The 17,107-nt window shown below is 48.5% G+C and carries 13 protein-coding genes; 5 read left to right on the top strand and 8 right to left on the bottom strand.

Annotated features, from left to right (window positions below):
* Window positions 1-18: 18 nt before the first annotated feature.
* The 3 genes from msrB (at window position 19) to KME11_04245 (ending at window position 1,156) form a co-directional block, all read left to right on the top strand.
* Window positions 19-513 (top strand): peptide-methionine (R)-S-oxide reductase MsrB, encoded by a 495-nt coding sequence (gene msrB / locus KME11_04255; GenBank protein MBW4514416.1) that lies wholly within the window; start codon window positions 19-21, stop codon window positions 511-513.
* Between the two features lie 100 nt (window positions 514-613).
* Window positions 614-790 (top strand): hypothetical protein, encoded by a 177-nt coding sequence (locus KME11_04250; protein ID MBW4514415.1) that lies wholly within the window; start codon window positions 614-616, stop codon window positions 788-790.
* Between the two features lie 78 nt (window positions 791-868).
* Entirely contained in the window at window positions 869-1,156 is a 288-nt protein-coding gene (locus tag KME11_04245; protein ID MBW4514414.1) for a hypothetical protein, read from the top strand.
* Between the two features lie 38 nt (window positions 1,157-1,194).
* Here KME11_04245 and KME11_04240 read toward each other — a convergent pair whose 3' ends face one another.
* From KME11_04240 to KME11_04215, 6 genes are all read right to left on the bottom strand, one after another.
* Complete coding sequence (locus tag KME11_04240) at window positions 1,195-1,821, bottom strand: chemotaxis protein CheW (GenBank protein MBW4514413.1); 627 nt, start codon at window positions 1,819-1,821, stop codon at window positions 1,195-1,197.
* Between the two features lie 12 nt (window positions 1,822-1,833).
* Window positions 1,834-4,920: a response regulator gene (locus KME11_04235; protein MBW4514412.1), complete on the bottom strand. Its 3,087-nt coding sequence runs from the start codon at window positions 4,918-4,920 to the stop codon at window positions 1,834-1,836.
* Between the two features lie 83 nt (window positions 4,921-5,003).
* Window positions 5,004-7,967 (bottom strand): GAF domain-containing protein, encoded by a 2,964-nt coding sequence (locus KME11_04230; GenBank protein ID MBW4514411.1) that lies wholly within the window; start codon window positions 7,965-7,967, stop codon window positions 5,004-5,006.
* Window positions 7,968-8,066: 99 nt separating this feature from the next.
* Window positions 8,067-8,585, bottom strand: coding sequence for a chemotaxis protein CheW (locus tag KME11_04225; protein MBW4514410.1), 519 nt, complete (start codon window positions 8,583-8,585; stop codon window positions 8,067-8,069).
* A 5-nt stretch (window positions 8,586-8,590) separates the two neighbouring features.
* On the bottom strand, window positions 8,591-8,953 hold the full coding sequence (locus tag KME11_04220) for a response regulator (GenBank protein MBW4514409.1): 363 nt from the start codon (window positions 8,951-8,953) through the stop codon (window positions 8,591-8,593).
* A gap of 72 nt (window positions 8,954-9,025) precedes the next feature.
* Window positions 9,026-10,075, bottom strand: a complete 1,050-nt coding sequence (locus KME11_04215) for a response regulator (GenBank protein ID MBW4514408.1) — start codon at window positions 10,073-10,075, stop codon at window positions 9,026-9,028.
* A gap of 1,024 nt (window positions 10,076-11,099) precedes the next feature.
* Here KME11_04215 and KME11_04210 point away from each other — a divergent pair.
* Window positions 11,100-11,729 carry a pentapeptide repeat-containing protein gene (locus KME11_04210; GenBank protein ID MBW4514407.1) on the top strand — a complete coding sequence of 210 codons (630 nt, stop codon included), beginning with the start codon at window positions 11,100-11,102 and terminating at the stop codon, window positions 11,727-11,729.
* A gap of 210 nt (window positions 11,730-11,939) precedes the next feature.
* Here KME11_04210 and rffA read toward each other — a convergent pair whose 3' ends face one another.
* Window positions 11,940-13,112 carry a dTDP-4-amino-4,6-dideoxygalactose transaminase gene (gene rffA, locus KME11_04205; GenBank protein ID MBW4514406.1) on the bottom strand — a complete coding sequence of 391 codons (1,173 nt, stop codon included), beginning with the start codon at window positions 13,110-13,112 and terminating at the stop codon, window positions 11,940-11,942.
* A 745-nt stretch (window positions 13,113-13,857) separates the two neighbouring features.
* Here rffA and KME11_04200 point away from each other — a divergent pair.
* Complete coding sequence (locus KME11_04200; protein MBW4514405.1) at window positions 13,858-15,288, top strand: deoxyribodipyrimidine photo-lyase; 1,431 nt, start codon at window positions 13,858-13,860, stop codon at window positions 15,286-15,288.
* A gap of 61 nt (window positions 15,289-15,349) precedes the next feature.
* Here KME11_04200 and KME11_04195 read toward each other — a convergent pair whose 3' ends face one another.
* Window positions 15,350-17,041 (bottom strand): GH3 auxin-responsive promoter family protein, encoded by a 1,692-nt coding sequence (locus tag KME11_04195; protein ID MBW4514404.1) that lies wholly within the window; start codon window positions 17,039-17,041, stop codon window positions 15,350-15,352.
* Window positions 17,042-17,107: the final 66 nt, after the last annotated feature.

Raw genomic sequence — 17,107 nt, 5'->3', positions numbered from 1 at the left:
TCACCCAACTCTCTACCCATGAAAAAACGCTACTTTCTCCAATCTGGTGCCGCCTTAATTGGCATCGCTGCATTATTTCGCTACTTGCCCTGGAAACGAGACGCGATCGCCGCCCCCTTAGAAACCTTTGAAGTCACCAAAACCGAAGTCGAATGGCGAAAGACTTTAACACCAGAGCAGTTTCACGTACTGCGCCAAAAAGGCACCGAGCGATCGGGCACCAGTCCCCTCGATCACGAATTCAACAAAGGCACCTATAGCTGTGCCGCCTGTGCTTTGCCCGTATTCACCTCCGAGACAAAATTCGATAGCGGCACAGGCTGGCCCAGCTTTTATGCACCCATTAAAGGCGCGATCGAAACATCGGTCGATCAATCATTTTTTACCACTCGCACTGAAGTTCATTGCCATCGGTGTGGCGGGCATTTAGGACACGTCTTTAACGATGGCCCTGAACCTACAGGCGATCGCTATTGCATGAACGGTGTCGCCTTAAAATTCACAGCGAGTTAGCGATCGTTAACAGCAAAGTTCATACAGCAATGCATCAAAAATATGACTCTTCTGGAATTATGGTGAAAACCTAGGGCAGGCATCTTACCTGCATTGAGTCATGCCAACAGTCCTTTGCCATCATCGCTCCCTGTGCCAGCTTGTTCAAATTGGCACAGGCTTTCGTGGGCACGGCTCAACAGTCAATAGACAAAGTATTGTCTTTAAAGAATACAAATCTAGTCATCTCGTCGTTCTGACCCTCTTCGCTCCTGCTCAATACTTTAACCAAACCTAACAACTGTCTACTGGAAAGCACCCTTAAATTCCTGCGATCTATGGTTAGGAAGAACTAATTTTACTGGAGCCAGAAATAATGATCAATCGAGAACATTCTATGCCCCAAGCTCACAGCGCTGCCTGGATTATCCAAGCTTGGGCTTCCTTTATAGTTTCAATTTCAGCGACCGCGATCGGCATTACCTATTTGCCAGTAGATGGTTGGATTAAAGGGTATCTTGCTATGGGTTTAGCTTTCACGGTGGGTTCTACCATTAGCATCTCAAAAACAACGCGAGATACTCACGAAGCCCGCAGGCTCACTGCCCGCGTTGATGAAGCCCGCGTCGAAAAGCTCTTGAGTGAACATCATCCCCTTAACTAAATACCTCTCAATTAAATGATCAGGGAACGCTAAGGCTATCAACAATTGTTGTCAGCACTCTGTTGCAGCGATCGGGGTGCGCCCTCAGGTAAGTCTCTTGATGCGTTCCCTGGCTGGTGTGTCGGAGCGATCGCCCCCTGTTGCAACACCTGGTCAAGGTTCAACAAGAAGAACGGTGGCTCACTCTCAGATACGGTAATGAGTGCGCTGATGCACCGAATATTGCCTTCCGCTAAATAAATTGCAGGAACAGGTGAGAACGCAGATTTTGGAACTCGCCGTAGTAGGGGCGGTGAATTCATAGGAATTCCAACTAAGGAACCCTGCGCATCTTCCACAAGCATAAGGTGGCGCTGGCTTTCTAGAACTGCTTGAGGAGAGGCTTGTTTAGGCGAATGACTTGCCTCAGTTAACGCAGACGGTAACGATAAATTGATCACGTTACTAAATACCCGCCGCTCAATATCAATCACGGGAACCTCACGATCTTGATAATGGGTGAGATTGATGCCACCTTGAGGTGCGCCATAGACTAAGCCCAAAGGAACTACTTTGTGGGCAAATTGAATAAGAACGGCAAACCACTCATGACGAATCTGAAAGACAATCAGCTTCTGGAGAGGTTCAGCCCGCCGATTGGTAAGCCGTTGAGAGATTCGAGACATGGAAGAATGCTCCTATACCGCAATCAGTTGCTTCAAAGTTTGGAGCAACGCTTGCTCATTGTAGGGCTTAGAGAAGTAAGCAGTTGCACCTAAACTCATGGCTAGCTGCCGATGTTTTTCACCACTGCGGGAGGTCAACATCGTGACTGGGATTTGCTCGAAGGTGGAGTCGGCTTTGAAGCGGGCTAAAAAGCCAAATCCATCCAGGCGAGGCATTTCAATGTCACAGACGATCGCCTGGACGGTTAAGCCTGCCGACAGTTTATCTAGCGCATCTTGTCCATCTTTGGCTTGCGCCACCTGATACCCTGCTTTTTCTAAGGTGAGTGCCAAGAAGCGGCGGACGTTGATAGAATCATCGACCACAAGAATAGTCGGGTGGCGATCGCCATGCACCACGGACGGTCTAGGGCTAGAGGCAGGCGGTAAGTGAGAACGGGCTGGGCTGGAATCGACACGGGCACGCTCGGAGCTAGCAATCCAACGGAGCAGTTCTGAGATATCGACTAAGGGAACAATGCGCCCATCGCCTAGAATGGTGCAGTTGGAAAAGCCGGGTGGCATGGACAGCAGCCCCTCAACCTTGCGAATCGCGACTTCTTGTTCACCCCAAGAGCGATCGATTTCTAGCCCCACCACTTGGTTACCCTGATTCAACATCAACACAGTTGGCACATTGACCGAAGCTGCGGCTTCCATGCCATCCAGTTGACGCGGACAGTTAAACTCTAGCCATTCTGCCAGGCGAATTAGCTGCACAACCAGACCTTCCCAGTTAAACACTTCGCTGCCTGCCATCAGCATGACTTGCTCGGCGGGCAGCAGCACCATTTCTTCGATCAGGTCGATGGGGAATGCCAGCAGCATTCGGTTACTTTCGGCAATTAAAACGCGGCTAACGGTGAGGGTAAAGGGTACCGATAAGGTAAAGGTGGTACCCTTTCCAGGCTCGGTGGCAACGGTGATTTCGCCTTGAATTTGCTTGAGGCGATCGCGCACGACATCCATTCCCACGCCGCGCCCTGACAAAGCCGTGACTTGATCTGAGGTACTAAATCCGGGTTCAAAAATGAGTGACAGCAGATCTTCTTCACTGGCGGCTGCCAGCAAAACTTCATCCAAACCCATCTGTCGAGCTTTGGCGCGCACCTTGTTAAGGGGAATCCCGCCGCCATCATCTCGGACGGTAATAACGGTACGATTATTGCGGTGTGCGGCGCAAATTTCAATCAAACCTTCTTCCGGTTTACCTTGGGCAGCGCGTGTTTCTGCCGCTTCAATGCCATGATCAAAAGCATTCCGGAGAATATGCATTAAGGGATCATTTAACGCTTCTAGAATATTACGATCGACAAGGGTATTGCCACCGCCGACTTTAAGCTGAACGGGTTTACCGTGTTGCAAAGATAGTTCGCGGAGCGCTCTAGGGAAGCGATCGAGTACGTCTGATAAAGGGCGCATTCGCAGTTTGGTCAGTTTGTTCTGGAGTTGCCTGGAGGTTTTGTTGAGATTGCGAGCCGTTTGCTCAGAATCATCTAAGCTCAGTTCAATATCCGTCGTCACTTCTTGGATCTGAACGATCGTTTCCATCACTTCTTGAGAGAGCAAATGAAGATTGCTGTAGCGATCCATTTCCAGTGCATCAAACGGCTTACCTTGCAGGTCTTGCAACTGAGCCATCGCGTTTTGCAAATACTCATCTGAGGGCAATCGGTTGTCCGAGGCTCTGGTTTTGCCGTTGCTTTGGGTCGCTGGCATCTCAAGATTCTGGTTAGGTGCCACGGTATCGTAAGAATCGCGCAGCAACACATTGGATTGATCGAGAATTTGCACACGATGGCTTAAGGCTTGAACCAGGCTATGTAGCCGCCCCAAGTGGAGATCGAGGGCGTTGCGTTCAATCGTTAACTCGCCGAATAAATCGTTGAGTTGATCAAGCTGCTTACTTGGCACTCGCACGGTACTTTCTGGCGATTCTGTAGAGGCGTGTTGGGGCAAATCAGGAACGACTTCTGTAATCTGTAAATCTGGGATTCGGCGGCGGCGGCTTGTATGAGGCTGAAGCACAGTAGCAGCATTCACCGTATCTGCGAGGTCTATCTTTTTGGCGATCGGTTCACTAACTTGTTCATCAATGCGTTCACGAGCGGATTCATGGATTTGTTCAGAATACTCTTCTGCCTGGGTCTGTAGATTAAATGTAGACTCATGATGTGTTTCAACGGCTGCGTCCACCGAATCAAAAACAGGTTCTTCTGTTTCTTCAAAATCGATCCAATTGACGGCAGCAGATTCTTCTATAGGGGCAGCAATGGGGCGAGGCGCAACAGCAAAGCTGGCTTTAATGGCAGTGGGCAGGGTGTCTAAATGCTCGGTCAAAACAAGAGCCTGCGATCGCCGCCAAGCTGCCAATGCCAGTTCGGCAATTTCTTCGACTTGTTCGGGAGCCGCCACTAAGTGATCGGTCACAGATTCGCAGAGTCGAATAAACGGCTGTAGCTGAAGCATTTCGCCTAATCCGCCCAGTTCTTGCGCCAAGATTTCCACTTCTTCGCGCAGGCAAGGATCACGAGATTCTAAAACTGATTCTAAACGCTGTAAGCATCCGTCTACTTCAGTTTCAAACAACAGCCGCAGAACATCTTGTCCATCTTCGGGTGCCAGCATAGAACTGGCATCTTCAGCTTGCGGCTCGCCCAGGCGTTCGTAGAGTTGTTCAAAAATAGGAGCGGCGGCATCGCCAAGCCAGTCGGGATCTGGGGGAATGTTTTGGCGATCGCCTTCAATGACTTGATTTAAACAATCAACCCCAGAGAGCAACAAGCCTTCCAGGGCTGCGTCAATTTCAATGGTTTGGCGCTGAATTTTCAAGACCTTAAACGAGTCTTCCAACCGATGCGCCAGATGACTCAAAATGTCGTAACCCATCATACCTGCGCCGCCCTTAATAGAGTGCGCTGCTCGTAATGCCGCATTGATGCGATCGACATCAACACCGCTGTTCGACAAACCCATCACCGCAGACTCCAACGTGGCTAGGTATTCCTGAGCCTCATCGAGAAACTGAAGCCTAATTTCGAGTTCCCTATCCTGTGACATGGCTCTTGTGAATAAAGGATATATTGGCTGTGTAAAGGCTGTCTAGCTTCAGACTAGCAGGCTAAAGTCTGGCGATAGAAAAGTCATCTTTCTTCTCCAACCTCAAATGTCCCTACCGAGTCTTGTAAACCCTGGGCAATTTTTACGGTTTGACGAAGGGCAGCAGAAACCTGACGGGAAGAGTCAGAAGTGCGCTCAGAAACTTGCGCCACTTCTTTCATGAGCTTAGAAACCGAGGCAGAGGTTTGAACCTGCGAGACTGTCGCCTCAGAGATGGATTGCACCAGCACATCAATTTGGCGGGACACTTCCACAATTTGCGTCAGGCTCTTTTTCGCATCCTCAACGCGGTGAGTTCCTTCGACGACTTGAGCGGTGCTTTGTTCCATCGCTTCTACCACTTGGTTGGTTTCCCGTTGGATGATATCGACGATTTTCTCAATTTCTTGAGTAGCGGCTGCCGATCGCGCGGCTAGCTCTCCAACTTCTTCTGCCACCACTGCAAAACCTTGCCCCTCTTCTCCCGCCCGAGCCGCCTCAATCCCTGCATTAATTGCCAGGAGGTTCGTTTGCATTGCAATTTGGTTGATGAGCGAAACCACTTTAGAAATTTGCTGAGACGATTCGCCCAAACGCTTCACCTTCTTCGCCGTTTCGCCGACTGTTTCTCGTAAACCCAGAATATTCTGCACAGTCAAATCCATGGCATCGCCGCCCAACTCCGCCGTTTCTGAGGCAGTACGGGCAACTTTCGCTGCTTGTTGGGCGCTGTCTGCAACCCGCTGGATCGATTGAGTCATTTGTTCAACAGTATCCAGGGTTCGGGTCGTTTCTTCGGCTTGTTGCAAAGCGTCTTCAGAAAGACGACGGACAGCATCTTCGTTTTCACCAAGCGACGCGCTTACCTGAACTGCCGACTGCTTCACCTGGGTAACAATTTGCCGCAAGCTTTCAATAATGGAGTTGAAAAAGTCGGCAACAGTTCCAATTTCGCCAGCGGTAACTTCTGCCCGAACAGTCAAGTCGCCGTGCGATGCGCCTTCTACTTCACTCAGCAGGTCAATTAGCTGAAGCTGAAGTTCTTCTTTCTGCGATCGCCGATCCTCAGACAATAACTCTGTTTCCCGACGCGCTGTTTCCCGCTGGTTAAACAAGTCTGCTTGTTCTAGGGCAAAACCAAGCTGTACCGAAACTTGACGGCAGAAGTTGATGTCTGACTCTTCCCAAACGCGGGGCGCTGAGCATTGATGAGTAACCAGTAATCCTACTAACTCCTCTCGCATCAGAATGGGGACGACCAAGTTGGCTTTGACCAAAAAGGGTTCGAGTTGGCGCAGATGGCATTCGGTTAAGCCAGCGTTGCTAATGTCTTCTGTGGCTTTAACGCGACCTTTGCGGTATTTGTCGAGGTAGCTTTCTAGGAAGCAGGGATCGGTAATTTTGGCGTTCAGAGCGATCGGGTAGCCTGGTTCCACCGATTCTGCAACCACTGTTCCAGAGCCATTGGCATCAAGAAGATAAACAATCACACGATCGGCAGCCAAGGTTTGTCGCACTTCTGGCGCAACGACTGCAAAAATTTCATCCCGATCGCTGTGCTGCCGCATTCGACCTGTCAGATCAGCCAGTAGTGTCGCTCGTTCAGCTTCTTGTTGCTGATCGGAGGCTTGGTTTTGCAGCCGCTTTTCCGAGATGCTTACGTTCTCTGCCAGATTGTTGAAGGATACAGCGAGTTCACCGACTTCATCATGGGCAAATACTTCGGCACGGGCATGGCGATCGCCGCCACTAAATCTTTGAGTCACCCGTCGCAAATTTTCGATTGGGTTAGCAATGGAGCGACCCAGCAACCCTGCCAGCAAAATGTCGCCCAATAGTGCCAAAGATGCGATGCCGAACTGCAATGCTAAGCTATTCTGCAACATATTGTTTAATGCAACTTCGGGCGTACCCCGCACTAAGATAGCGATCGGTTGTCCTTTAGCATCAGCAATGGCTTCAGCCGCTACTGTGTAGGTTTGTCCATTAATATCGACTCGCTGCACCACAGAGTCTCCAACCTCTTGCTGGGGCTTTAATGCTGCTGCTGCTTGCTGTAAAATGCGATTGTCCGAAAGCTTAACGTTGGTTCGGGCTTGCTCTATATTGCTCAAGCTACCTAAATCTAGGCTAGTGGCTAAGGCAAAGTCACCTGAAGGAGTACGTTGGTAAACAGCGCTGTACCCATCCCTCAAGGCTTCTAGAGTATCTTTCACCACGGGCTGTTTAACGACATCGCCTGCTACCAACACACCCACAACCGTCTGGGTTTCTGGGTTGCGAACAGGAGTAATGACATAGCGAATCAAGGCATCTTGATTGGCTAAACCTGCTGCTGATGGCGGAGATTCCTTTTGCAATTCTGCCAAGCTAACAATGGTGCTGACCTTAATGGGGTTAGAGTTGGTCAGGACGGCAGAAACTAAGCCATTGGGGTCAAAGCGTTCTCCGGTGCGATCGGCATTAGCGTTAGCAATAATTTTTAGATCGGTTCCGACTAGCGTTGCATATTCAATGTTGCGAGCGGTAACCTCGTTTGCCAAAGTACTTCTGACCTGTTGACGCGACTCCGGAGAAACTCCCCGACCTGCGGCGGCTTCCTTGGCAGCATTTAATATAATAGGGTTTTCTGCTTGTCCTCGGAAGCCAAAGCCCATCTGATCAATACGAGTATTGTAAGTAATTCTAGAAACATTCACCTCAGCTTTCGCTTGGTTTGCCAGTTGAGTACGTCCGCCCACAATAATCAGCCACGAGCCAACGCCGACGAGTCCCAAAACCGACAGAGCCTCGGAAGTCAGCAGCGCTAAGAGTTGCTTGCGGCGGATGGGCAATTGATAGAACCACTTCAGCCCGGAGGACTGGGTTTTAGAAGAATCTGAACCTTCTTGATATTGCAAGTTTGGCGGATTTTTGCCGTTGGATTGGACGGTATCATCGGCAGAAATGGCTAGAGACTCTTCTGAGTTCCGCTCATATTTTTTGGCTTGACGGGGTTGAATGGTCATTGAAAACGCCTCGTAGCGCAAAGGTGGATTAAGGGTAGACGGGACTTAGGGAGAGTAGAGGAGCGGATGAGTCGAAGAAGCAACCAACGAATGAGAGGATTAACTGACAGGAGTGTTCCCTTGTAGAAGCGCAGATTGAGCGATCGCCTCTGGGTCTAGAATCAGTAAAACTTCTTGCTTGTGTCCTTGCTGCTGCAAAATACACCCTCGCAAGTAGGGCACCAGACCTAAAGTGACTTGCCCCTGAGGAGACTGAATATCTTCGGGTTGAAGCCGCGTAATGCCCTCTACTTGCTGAACTGCAAAACTAATAGAGATTACGCCAACCTGCACCAGAATTAAAGTATGTTGCTGGGTATTAGAATCAAGGGCAGGTAAGCCCAAAAGCTGCGGCAAATCAACCACCCAAGAGATACGGCTACGGCGATTAGTCAGCCCTAGGATGGGGGCAGGCATATTTGGCATGGGGGTGAGTCGCCGAGTCGGCAAAATCAGCGCTTCTTGCACATGACGCATAGAAAATACCGCTGGCGTTTGGCGACCCAACTGAAACTTAAGATAAGGGTCGCCCGAAGATTTAGTTGAGCGGGTGGGCAGAGCCAGGGCGGAGGAGTTCATAGAGTTTAGCCTGTAACAGATTTGACGGCACGCACCAACTGTTCACGGGTGAAGGGTTTAGTGATGTAAGCATCTGCACCTTGTTTCATACCCCAGAGGCGATCGATTTCTAAATTTTTAGAAGAGCAAATCACAATAGGAACTTTCTCAGTCATGGGATGTTTTTTTAAGCTGCGGCATAGCTCAAATCCGCTCATTCCAGGCATGACGACATCGGTGACAACAGCATCAGGACGTTGTTCGACGGCTTTGGCAAGCGCCTCTTTGGCAGTCTGGGCTGAAATAACGCTGTAGCCACTCTCTCGGAGGTAGTGGCTAATGAGCTCCATTTCAGAAGGTGTGTCTTCAACTAGTAAAATCGTACCCATGAAATTTCGTTTGTCCTCGTTCACGGTAATCAGCCTGGAGTTGGTTTAACTGCGATTGATAATGACCGATCGCTAGCTCAAGTGTTTGAACACCATCTTGACTAAATCAGGCTGGGTAAAGGGCTTGGTCAAATAGCCCGATGCGCCGACTAGTCTTGCCTTGGCTCGATCGATAAAGCCCGAGTTGCTGGTGACCATGACCACAGGCGTATTTTTGAATGCCGGATGTTTACGCACCAGAGAACATAGCTCATAGCCATCTAAGTTAGGCATTGTGACATCTAACAAAATTAAGTCAGGTTTGCTCCGAATAATCTGCATCAAGGCTTTCACAGGATCATTGATCATGATTACGCCAATGCCCTTGTCATTCAGGAAAGAATGGATAGCATTAAGCACGGTCGGGCTGTCATCAATGCAAGCAATGGTATGAGTAACTTGCTCAGGAGAGGCGATCGGAGTCACCTCTGCGCCGAAGGGGCTAAAGGTTCGCTCACGGGCGGAAGGCTCAGTTTTGAAGCGATCGCCATTGTGCAAGTAGGCGCTCTGCCGAGGGATGCTCACTCGTTCTGAGGCTGCAAACCCTTGCCCTAACGCCTGATGACGACGGGCTTGGTTCTGACACTGCTCCACCAGGCTTACTAAGTTCAATCGACAGAAGTGCGGAAACTCACTGAGTTGATCCCGCTCGATAAATTCGTAGCTGCCTTCCTGCACTTGCAAAAATGCCTCTAGGGTTTCCTTCGAGAGTTCTTCGACTAGCACAGCGGCTTGATCAGGGCTGAGGTGATGTTGCTCAACTAACCAACAAATGGCGCGGTAGTCGTTATTTTGAGTCTTTTCGTCAGCAGGATTCTCAAAGAGAAGCCGCACTTGCACTCGCACAGCACTGACCAAGTTAGGAATGCGAATACTCAACCGTCTAAGCTGGCGATCGAGCCGCCCAAATGGCTCAAGGGAACTAGATGCGTAGATGAGATTGCCTTGGTTCAGATAAACTGTCCAAGATACCTTTTCACTTGCCACTCGAAAGCATCCAGTTAATTGCCGGGTTGCTAACTGTTCCAGCAGGCTAGACGGCTGCAACTTTTGGGAGGACTCGTAGCTGCTCGTAATATTCATGGGATTGATTTGCAATTTATGATGAGATGTGCAGAGAGTACCTAGCCTAATAAGCAGCATGATATCGCTGTCTATCAAAGGATTTGGAAAAACCCTACCCCCTGAAATGGGCACAGAGATAGCGAAACGGCAGACTTTTGCTCTCCACAATAGAAATATTCTAAAACAGAGGAGCGATCGCTTCCTAACTCACTTGGCTCTCCAAGACTCGAACGTAAATGCACCCCAATCAAATCGCAGACTTTATACCTGGCGATGAAAGTCTTTGTTATAAAACAACTGCACCTGAGACAAGTAAAATTACTGACACCCTTTTCTACTTCTGGTAGTAACCCTAGCCCCTGGTAGATTTTGCGATCGTTTCAGTTACTTTAACCGTAAAGTCAAAGTAACCAATGTAACATCAATCTTGATAGACTTCACAGTACCAGATTTCCTGTAGATGACCGTTGTGGGTTCGTGTAGATTTGCTGAAAGAGCATAAGGGAAGCTTAACTGTCCTCTCAATCTTAAGTACGGCTCCTGACAGATGTAAAGATGTCTTTCTAAACTTTTTCTAATTCTTGAGTGTATATAAGTACATATCAAGAGTTTAAGTAACGCCACTTAGTAAAGAAACACACTTTGCGCATGTGGATATTGACTACCTAGTGCTCAAGAACTAATTAACATGAATCATAGGGTAGCCATAGATAAAAAGTTTTATTCTTGTAAGAAAAACTCAGGCAAGAAACCAACCTAGGTGCTGTTTCCACAGTTCGATAATTTTCAAAGTTTTTTCTAATCTCTTTAGAACTTTTGCCTTTAGATGTTGGTTTTGTGGGCTGGCTCAACATTAACCACCACGATAATTAATCGCGATAAGATGAGAAGACTCGTGAGAGCTATTTGTGGCAGAGCATCAGTAAGGAAATGGTGGAGCTAACCTTGAAGCCCGAAATAAACTTCTAGATCTGACGTGGCTCCTTTATTCCTCGCTACGGGGGCAATCGGTCTTTTATCAACTCGTTAGGGGAAATACATTGTGAACCAGTCGAATGTTCAAGAATTAGCGAAACAACTTGCTGCCCAAACTAAAGCTGAACAACTGAACCGTTTGATTAAAGAGCCTCATAGCTGGAATGAGTGGAGAAGGTTAAATCAAAATATCGGGATCGACTTGGTGGGTGTCAAACTTGTGGGGGCCAAGCTAATAGGACTTGATTTTGTAGAGGCAGATTTGCGGCAAGCCGACCTCAGCAAAGCCAATCTCAATGGTGCCAGCCTCGTCAACAGTTATTTAGTAGGCACTCAGTTAATGGGTGCCGATTTGACCGGAACAGACTTGCGGGGTGCCGATCTCAGCCTTGCCCATTTACGGAGAGTAGATTTGCGGGGCGCAGACTTACGGGGCGCTAACCTCAGAGGCGTTGACTTGCGTGACGCAGACTTGCGAGGTGCTGATTTGAGTATGGCAGACCTCAGTATGGCAGACCTCAGTATGGCAGATTTGCGCGGTGCAGACCTGGGAGAAACTTGCCTCAGCGAAACAAACCTCAGTCGGGTCAATGCTGCCCAGACTATCTTTTGCGATAATCCAGGATTATCAAATGAAGTGAAAGTGAGCTTGGTGGAAGAAGGGGCAATTTTTACAGATTCTTTAGAAAAAAGATAGCGATCGCCAAATCAATCGATACTCTCTAACCTCTAACGTTTGAGCAAAATAATGCAAATAACAAAGCCTGTGTCTTAGATCTGGGTCTTAGTCCCAAAATCTTCATCCACAGGCTTTGCCGCCACAGAATACTGACTTAAAATCAGTCAAAAGCCAGTGAGCAAAAAGCAAACAACTAAAAACAATGACCGGAAAAATCCTAAGTCGATTCTACCGAGTCTGAGTCATGAATTCAATCACTGCATTGCTGACATACTCTGCTTCTAAGTGAGTCATTCCCGAACCTAAGGGCAACCTGACCAAGCATTCGCTGATCCGATTTGTCACGTCTAAGTTGTCTACTGCGCGACCGTACTTCAGTCCTGCTGGAGAACTATGAAGCGGCACATAGTGGAAGGTCGATTGAATGCCTTTGCTCTTGAGGTCAGACATCAGGGCAGTGCGTGTTGCAAGGTCTTTGACCAACAAGGAATAGATGTGACCGTTATGTTGGCAATGATCTGGAACCCTCGGACGGCGAACGAGTCCTAGTGCTTCTAAGTCTATAAACTTTTCGTGGTAATAGTTCCAGACTTCGATGCGACGCTGCAAGATGTAGTCAGATTGCTCCAACTGCGCCCACAGAAATGCTGCAATGATATCGCTGGGTAGGTAAGATGAACCTACATCAACCCAGGTGTACTTATCGACTTCACCCCGGAAAAATTTGCTGCGATTAGTGCCTTTTTCACGGATGACTTCGGCTCGTTCTAAAAGCCGAGGATCATTAATCAACAGCGCGCCGCCCTCGCCAGAAACAATGTTTTTCGTTTCGTGGAAACTGAGGGCAGACATGTGACCCATGCTGCCTACAGGCTTGCCTTTGTACTGGGTGGAAATGGCTTGGGCTGCGTCTTCGATAATTAGGAGATTGTGAGCATCGGCGATCGCTTTAATAGTATCCATCTCACAACTCACCCCAGCATAGTGAACTGGGGCGATCGCTTTGGTCTTTGCGGTAATCGCGGCTGCAATTTTCGACTCATCTATATTGAAAGTATCTGGACGAATATCGACGAAGACAGGAACAGCACCCCGCAACACAAAAGCATTGGCAGTCGAAACGAAAGTGTAAGAGGGCATAATCACCTCATCTCCGGGCTGAATATCTGCCAGGATCGCTGCCATCTCTAGAGCAGCAGTGCAAGAGTGAGTAATCAGTGCGCTTTCACAGCTAGTTTTCTGCTCTAACCAAGTTTTGCACAACTTAGTGAATTGACCATCCCCAGAAGTTCGCCCACTGGTAATTGCTTCACGGATATATTCCAACTCTAAATTGCTGGTTAGAACCTTATTGAAGGGAATAGTCAATTGGCTTTCACCAGAAACCTGAGGTAATGGCATCGTTGCTAAGTTGGAACCCAACACTCTGCCGTTACTGTGAGATACGTTTTTAGGAGGAATGAATACCATGATTTTGTGCGTCCTTCTTAAGGGGTAAACTCCGAGCGGTGCTGAACTGTCGAACTCGGTAAAACTTTAAAAGATAAAGAGTATTCATAAATGCAGGCTCGCAATCCCTGCCAAAAAAGTCAAAGTCGCCGCCTGTAGCCTCTCGTCACTTAATTTCGTTGAAAACACGTTAAGTATCAGATTACACAATCCGAAATTGCTGCGCTAGAACCTTCACTAAGTCTTTGTCAAACCTGATTTCAATCGTGAGCTTTGCGTAAAGATACTGAGAACGCTCTTATCAAGGTGGACCGTATACGCTTAAGATTCCCTAGCCAATATTTTCTAATATAGAGCTCTAATGTAGAGGATCAGCGCGTGTTCCGCGCAACAGGTTAAGAACTATCTGCCTTAAGGAGTACGACAGATAGGAATTATGTTGAAAATCGTTCTTAAGTAAGTTGCTCAATGCGTTCACTGCCTAACTCGATTCGCTCAATACTCAATTAACGAAATACGTTAGTAGTATTGTTCTCTTAAGTGTCTTACAGTCGTAGCTTTAGTCGTAATTCTTTGAGCCTTTTTAGCTAAAAATTGCTAACACAAGGGCTATCTTGAATTTTTACAGTTCATTCATATGCAAGAACCTTCAGAACCTTCTATCCTGACAGAGAGGTTGTTGGAGTAGATTAAACCTATGGCTGACCTGATATTACATTGGCATCGTCGGGATCTGCGTATTGCAGATAACATCGCCCTAAACTCTGCTCGTAGCAGAAGTTCTAAGGTAGCTGGAGTCTTTTGTCTTGATCCCGGCATTTTGCAACGAGATGTTGCGCCTGCTAGAGCAACTTATCTGATTGGCAGCCTACGTGAACTGCAAGAGAACTATTTGCAAGCAGGCACTCAGCTTTTGATCTTTCAAGGGTTGCCAACTGAAGTTTTGCCTGCAATAGCAACAGCGCTAGGTGCAAAGGCAGTGGTGTGGAATAAAGATGTAGAGCCTTACTCACGCGATCGCGATCGCACGGTTGCGGCTGCCCTGCGCGAGGCGGGCATTGAAGTTGAGACGTATTGGGATCAGCTACTGCACGCGCCCAAAGAGGTCATGACGGGGACAGGACAGGCTTACACGGTCTATACGCCCTTTTGGCGGAACTGGATAGCTCGACCCAAAGCGCAACCCGTTGAATCGTTGCAAAATGCTGAAGGGTTAAGTGATGCCGAACAACAGGTCGCTAAAACAGTAGGCGCGATCGCCCTTCCTTCTGCCCATGATTTAGGGCTTGGATGGGACAATGAACTCCCCTTACATCCGGGTGCACAAGCTGCACAAGAATGCTTGGATAGATTTTGCGATCGCGCAATTTACGAGTACCGCGAACAGCGTGACTTTCCTGCCATTGCTGGCACATCACGGCTCAGTGCTGCCCTCAAGTTTGGCACCATCGGCATCCGCACCGTCTGGGCAACTTCCAGGGCAATCTATGAAGAGGCTCGGAGTGACGAAACTCGCGCCAATGTTCAAATCTGGCATCAAGAATTGGCTTGGCGCGAGTTCTATCAGCACGTCATGTACTTTTTCCCAGAACTGGCAGAGGGCGCTTATCGGTTGCCTCTCAAAACGTTTCCCTGGGAAGGAAATCCTGACCATTTTCAAGCATGGTGCGATGGTATGACGGGCTACCCAATTGTGGATGCAGCTATGCGCCAAATGAATGAAATTGGCTGGATGCACAATCGTTGTCGGATGATTGTGGCTAGCTTTATGACCAAAGATTTAATCTTAGATTTTCGTCTAGGTGAGAAATACTTTATGCAAAAGCTAGTGGATTGGGACTTATCTGCTAATAACGGCGGCTGGCAATGGAGTGCTTCTAGCGGTATGGATCCAAAGCCTTTGCGAATTTTTAATCCGGCTAGCCAAGCTCAAAAGTTTGATGCTGAGGCTGAATATATTCGGCAGTGGTTGCCAGAATTACGAAGTCTGGACACGGAGATGCTGGTAACAGGCATGATTCCACAGAGCGATCGCGATCGGTGCAACTACCCTGCCCCCATTGTCGATCATAAAATTCAACAAGCCCGCTTCAAAGTTCTTTACCAAAATCAAAAGGTTCCATCTTAAAAACAACTCATTCTCGTTTTTTGTCTTTAGGATAGGTAACAGGAATGAGCCGAGCCGTTGATCAAATCACTGAAATGTCCATTGCGCCGACGACTTCCTGCAATACTCCAAAGTCTGCTAAAAAGCCTCGGTCTTCGCTGATGTGCGGAAACTTAAGCTGCGAATCAAACATGCCGCGATCGACCTGTCGCTGTCGCACTCGGGCAAAACTACCGGGAGCCAAAATCCTGAGGGAGGCGGGAGGCACCTGCCCTTGCCGCGCCATCGTGTAAAGATGATTGAACTCGCCCATCCAATATTCAAACCGCTCCAAAAATTTAGCAGGATGATCTAAGGTTTGTCCGAATGCCAGTTCCACGTTGACTATGTACCGCGCTGGACATTCAGCCTCAGACAACGTAATGCAAAAATCTTCCAACCTCACGTTAAATTCTTGCTGGAGTGCTTGCATGGCTTGCGTCGCATGAAACTCTGTGGTCTTTTCGGTGGTTGAAGACAATAATCCTCCCTGACGATGGCGAAAAACAATCAAGGGAGCTTGCTCAAAGAACCCCACAACCTCAACCACATCACCAATGTTATACCGATAAAAGCCGCTGTAGCTGGTGAGTAAAATTCGGTAGCGCTGTCCAATCTTAACTTCGCAGGGCAGCAGCGTTTGGGGATGCTCGACTTGCCATTGATCGGGCGGTACAAATTCGTAAAAGCCACTCTCGATCGCCAAAATAGAGCCATCTTGGTCAAAATCTGGATAGATGCCAAACGTGGCTTCGGCTGACCCATAAACGCCGCCAAAGCTAGGAGTGTCGCCCAAATATTCTGGAAACCGATCGAAGTAGAAGTTAGACGTGCCGCCTCTAGCCGTGACAGTGTAAGACAGTTCAGCCCATGCCAATTGGGGCGTTAGTTTGCCTTCGGTTTGTAAGACAGCGCGAAGTTCTGCTGCCCGCTGGGGCGCAGGTGTCCAATGTCGCTCTAACTGAGCCCGAAGTTGAGGTTCTAGGAGAAGCCAGGGAGCGATCGTTCCGCGCCGCAAGTCTTCAAGCAATGCTTCTGCATACTGTTCTAGATAGCAACAGGTTCGCAGGAGCAACATTGGAAAATTTGCAGTAATGCCCCGCATTTGAGGATCGCGTAGAGCAAATAGCAAACACACATAGTGCCGCGCTAGGGTGTCAGCAATTTTCAGGGCAGCATAGGGCGGTGCCAAAAACTTTTCAAACAGTAACCTGCCCTGGCGAAGGCTACCTACGCTGACTGGACCGTACTCAATGCCGCCACTCGTGTGCCCTTGCGAAATAATGGAGTTTGTTAAAAGAGATTTGCCCAACTTCAGTTGGCGACGCTGCAATCCTTCAAACATAAATCCCATGGCTGCTATATCTGCCCGCCGCAGGGTGCGCTGAAACTGCTGAGTTACGGGAACTTGCTTTTTCTTGCCTGTAGAGCCGCTAGTGAGATTAATATAGTTCACTCGATCGGCGGTGAGAACATTGGCTTCGCCTTGGGCAATGCGGTCGGTATACGGTTCATAGCTGCTGTAGGGCAAAACGGGGATGCGATCGCGGAACTGCTCGACCGTTCTAATTTCTTTTAATTGCCACTGATTCCCTAATGCCGTCGCCTGATGCGCTTGTAAAAGCCCTTGCAGAAAATGTTCTTGAACAGCTTCTACGTGCAGAGTTTTTTTGACAAACCGCGCCTTAGCTTGTGCCGCATAGGCAGCAATCAGAGAAATCAATAAATTCGCCATTGATATTCTTTTCTTTTCAGCACCCAGGATTATGGGTGATTCAGTTCCCTTCTCATCCTGGCGCTC

The organism is Timaviella obliquedivisa GSE-PSE-MK23-08B (assembly GCA_019358855.1).
In the GTDB taxonomy this organism is placed as follows: domain Bacteria; phylum Cyanobacteriota; class Cyanobacteriia; order Elainellales; family Elainellaceae; genus Timaviella; species Timaviella obliquedivisa.
The sequence above is the reverse complement of the archived record's forward strand: the minus strand, read 5'-3'. Positions and strand labels throughout refer to the sequence as shown.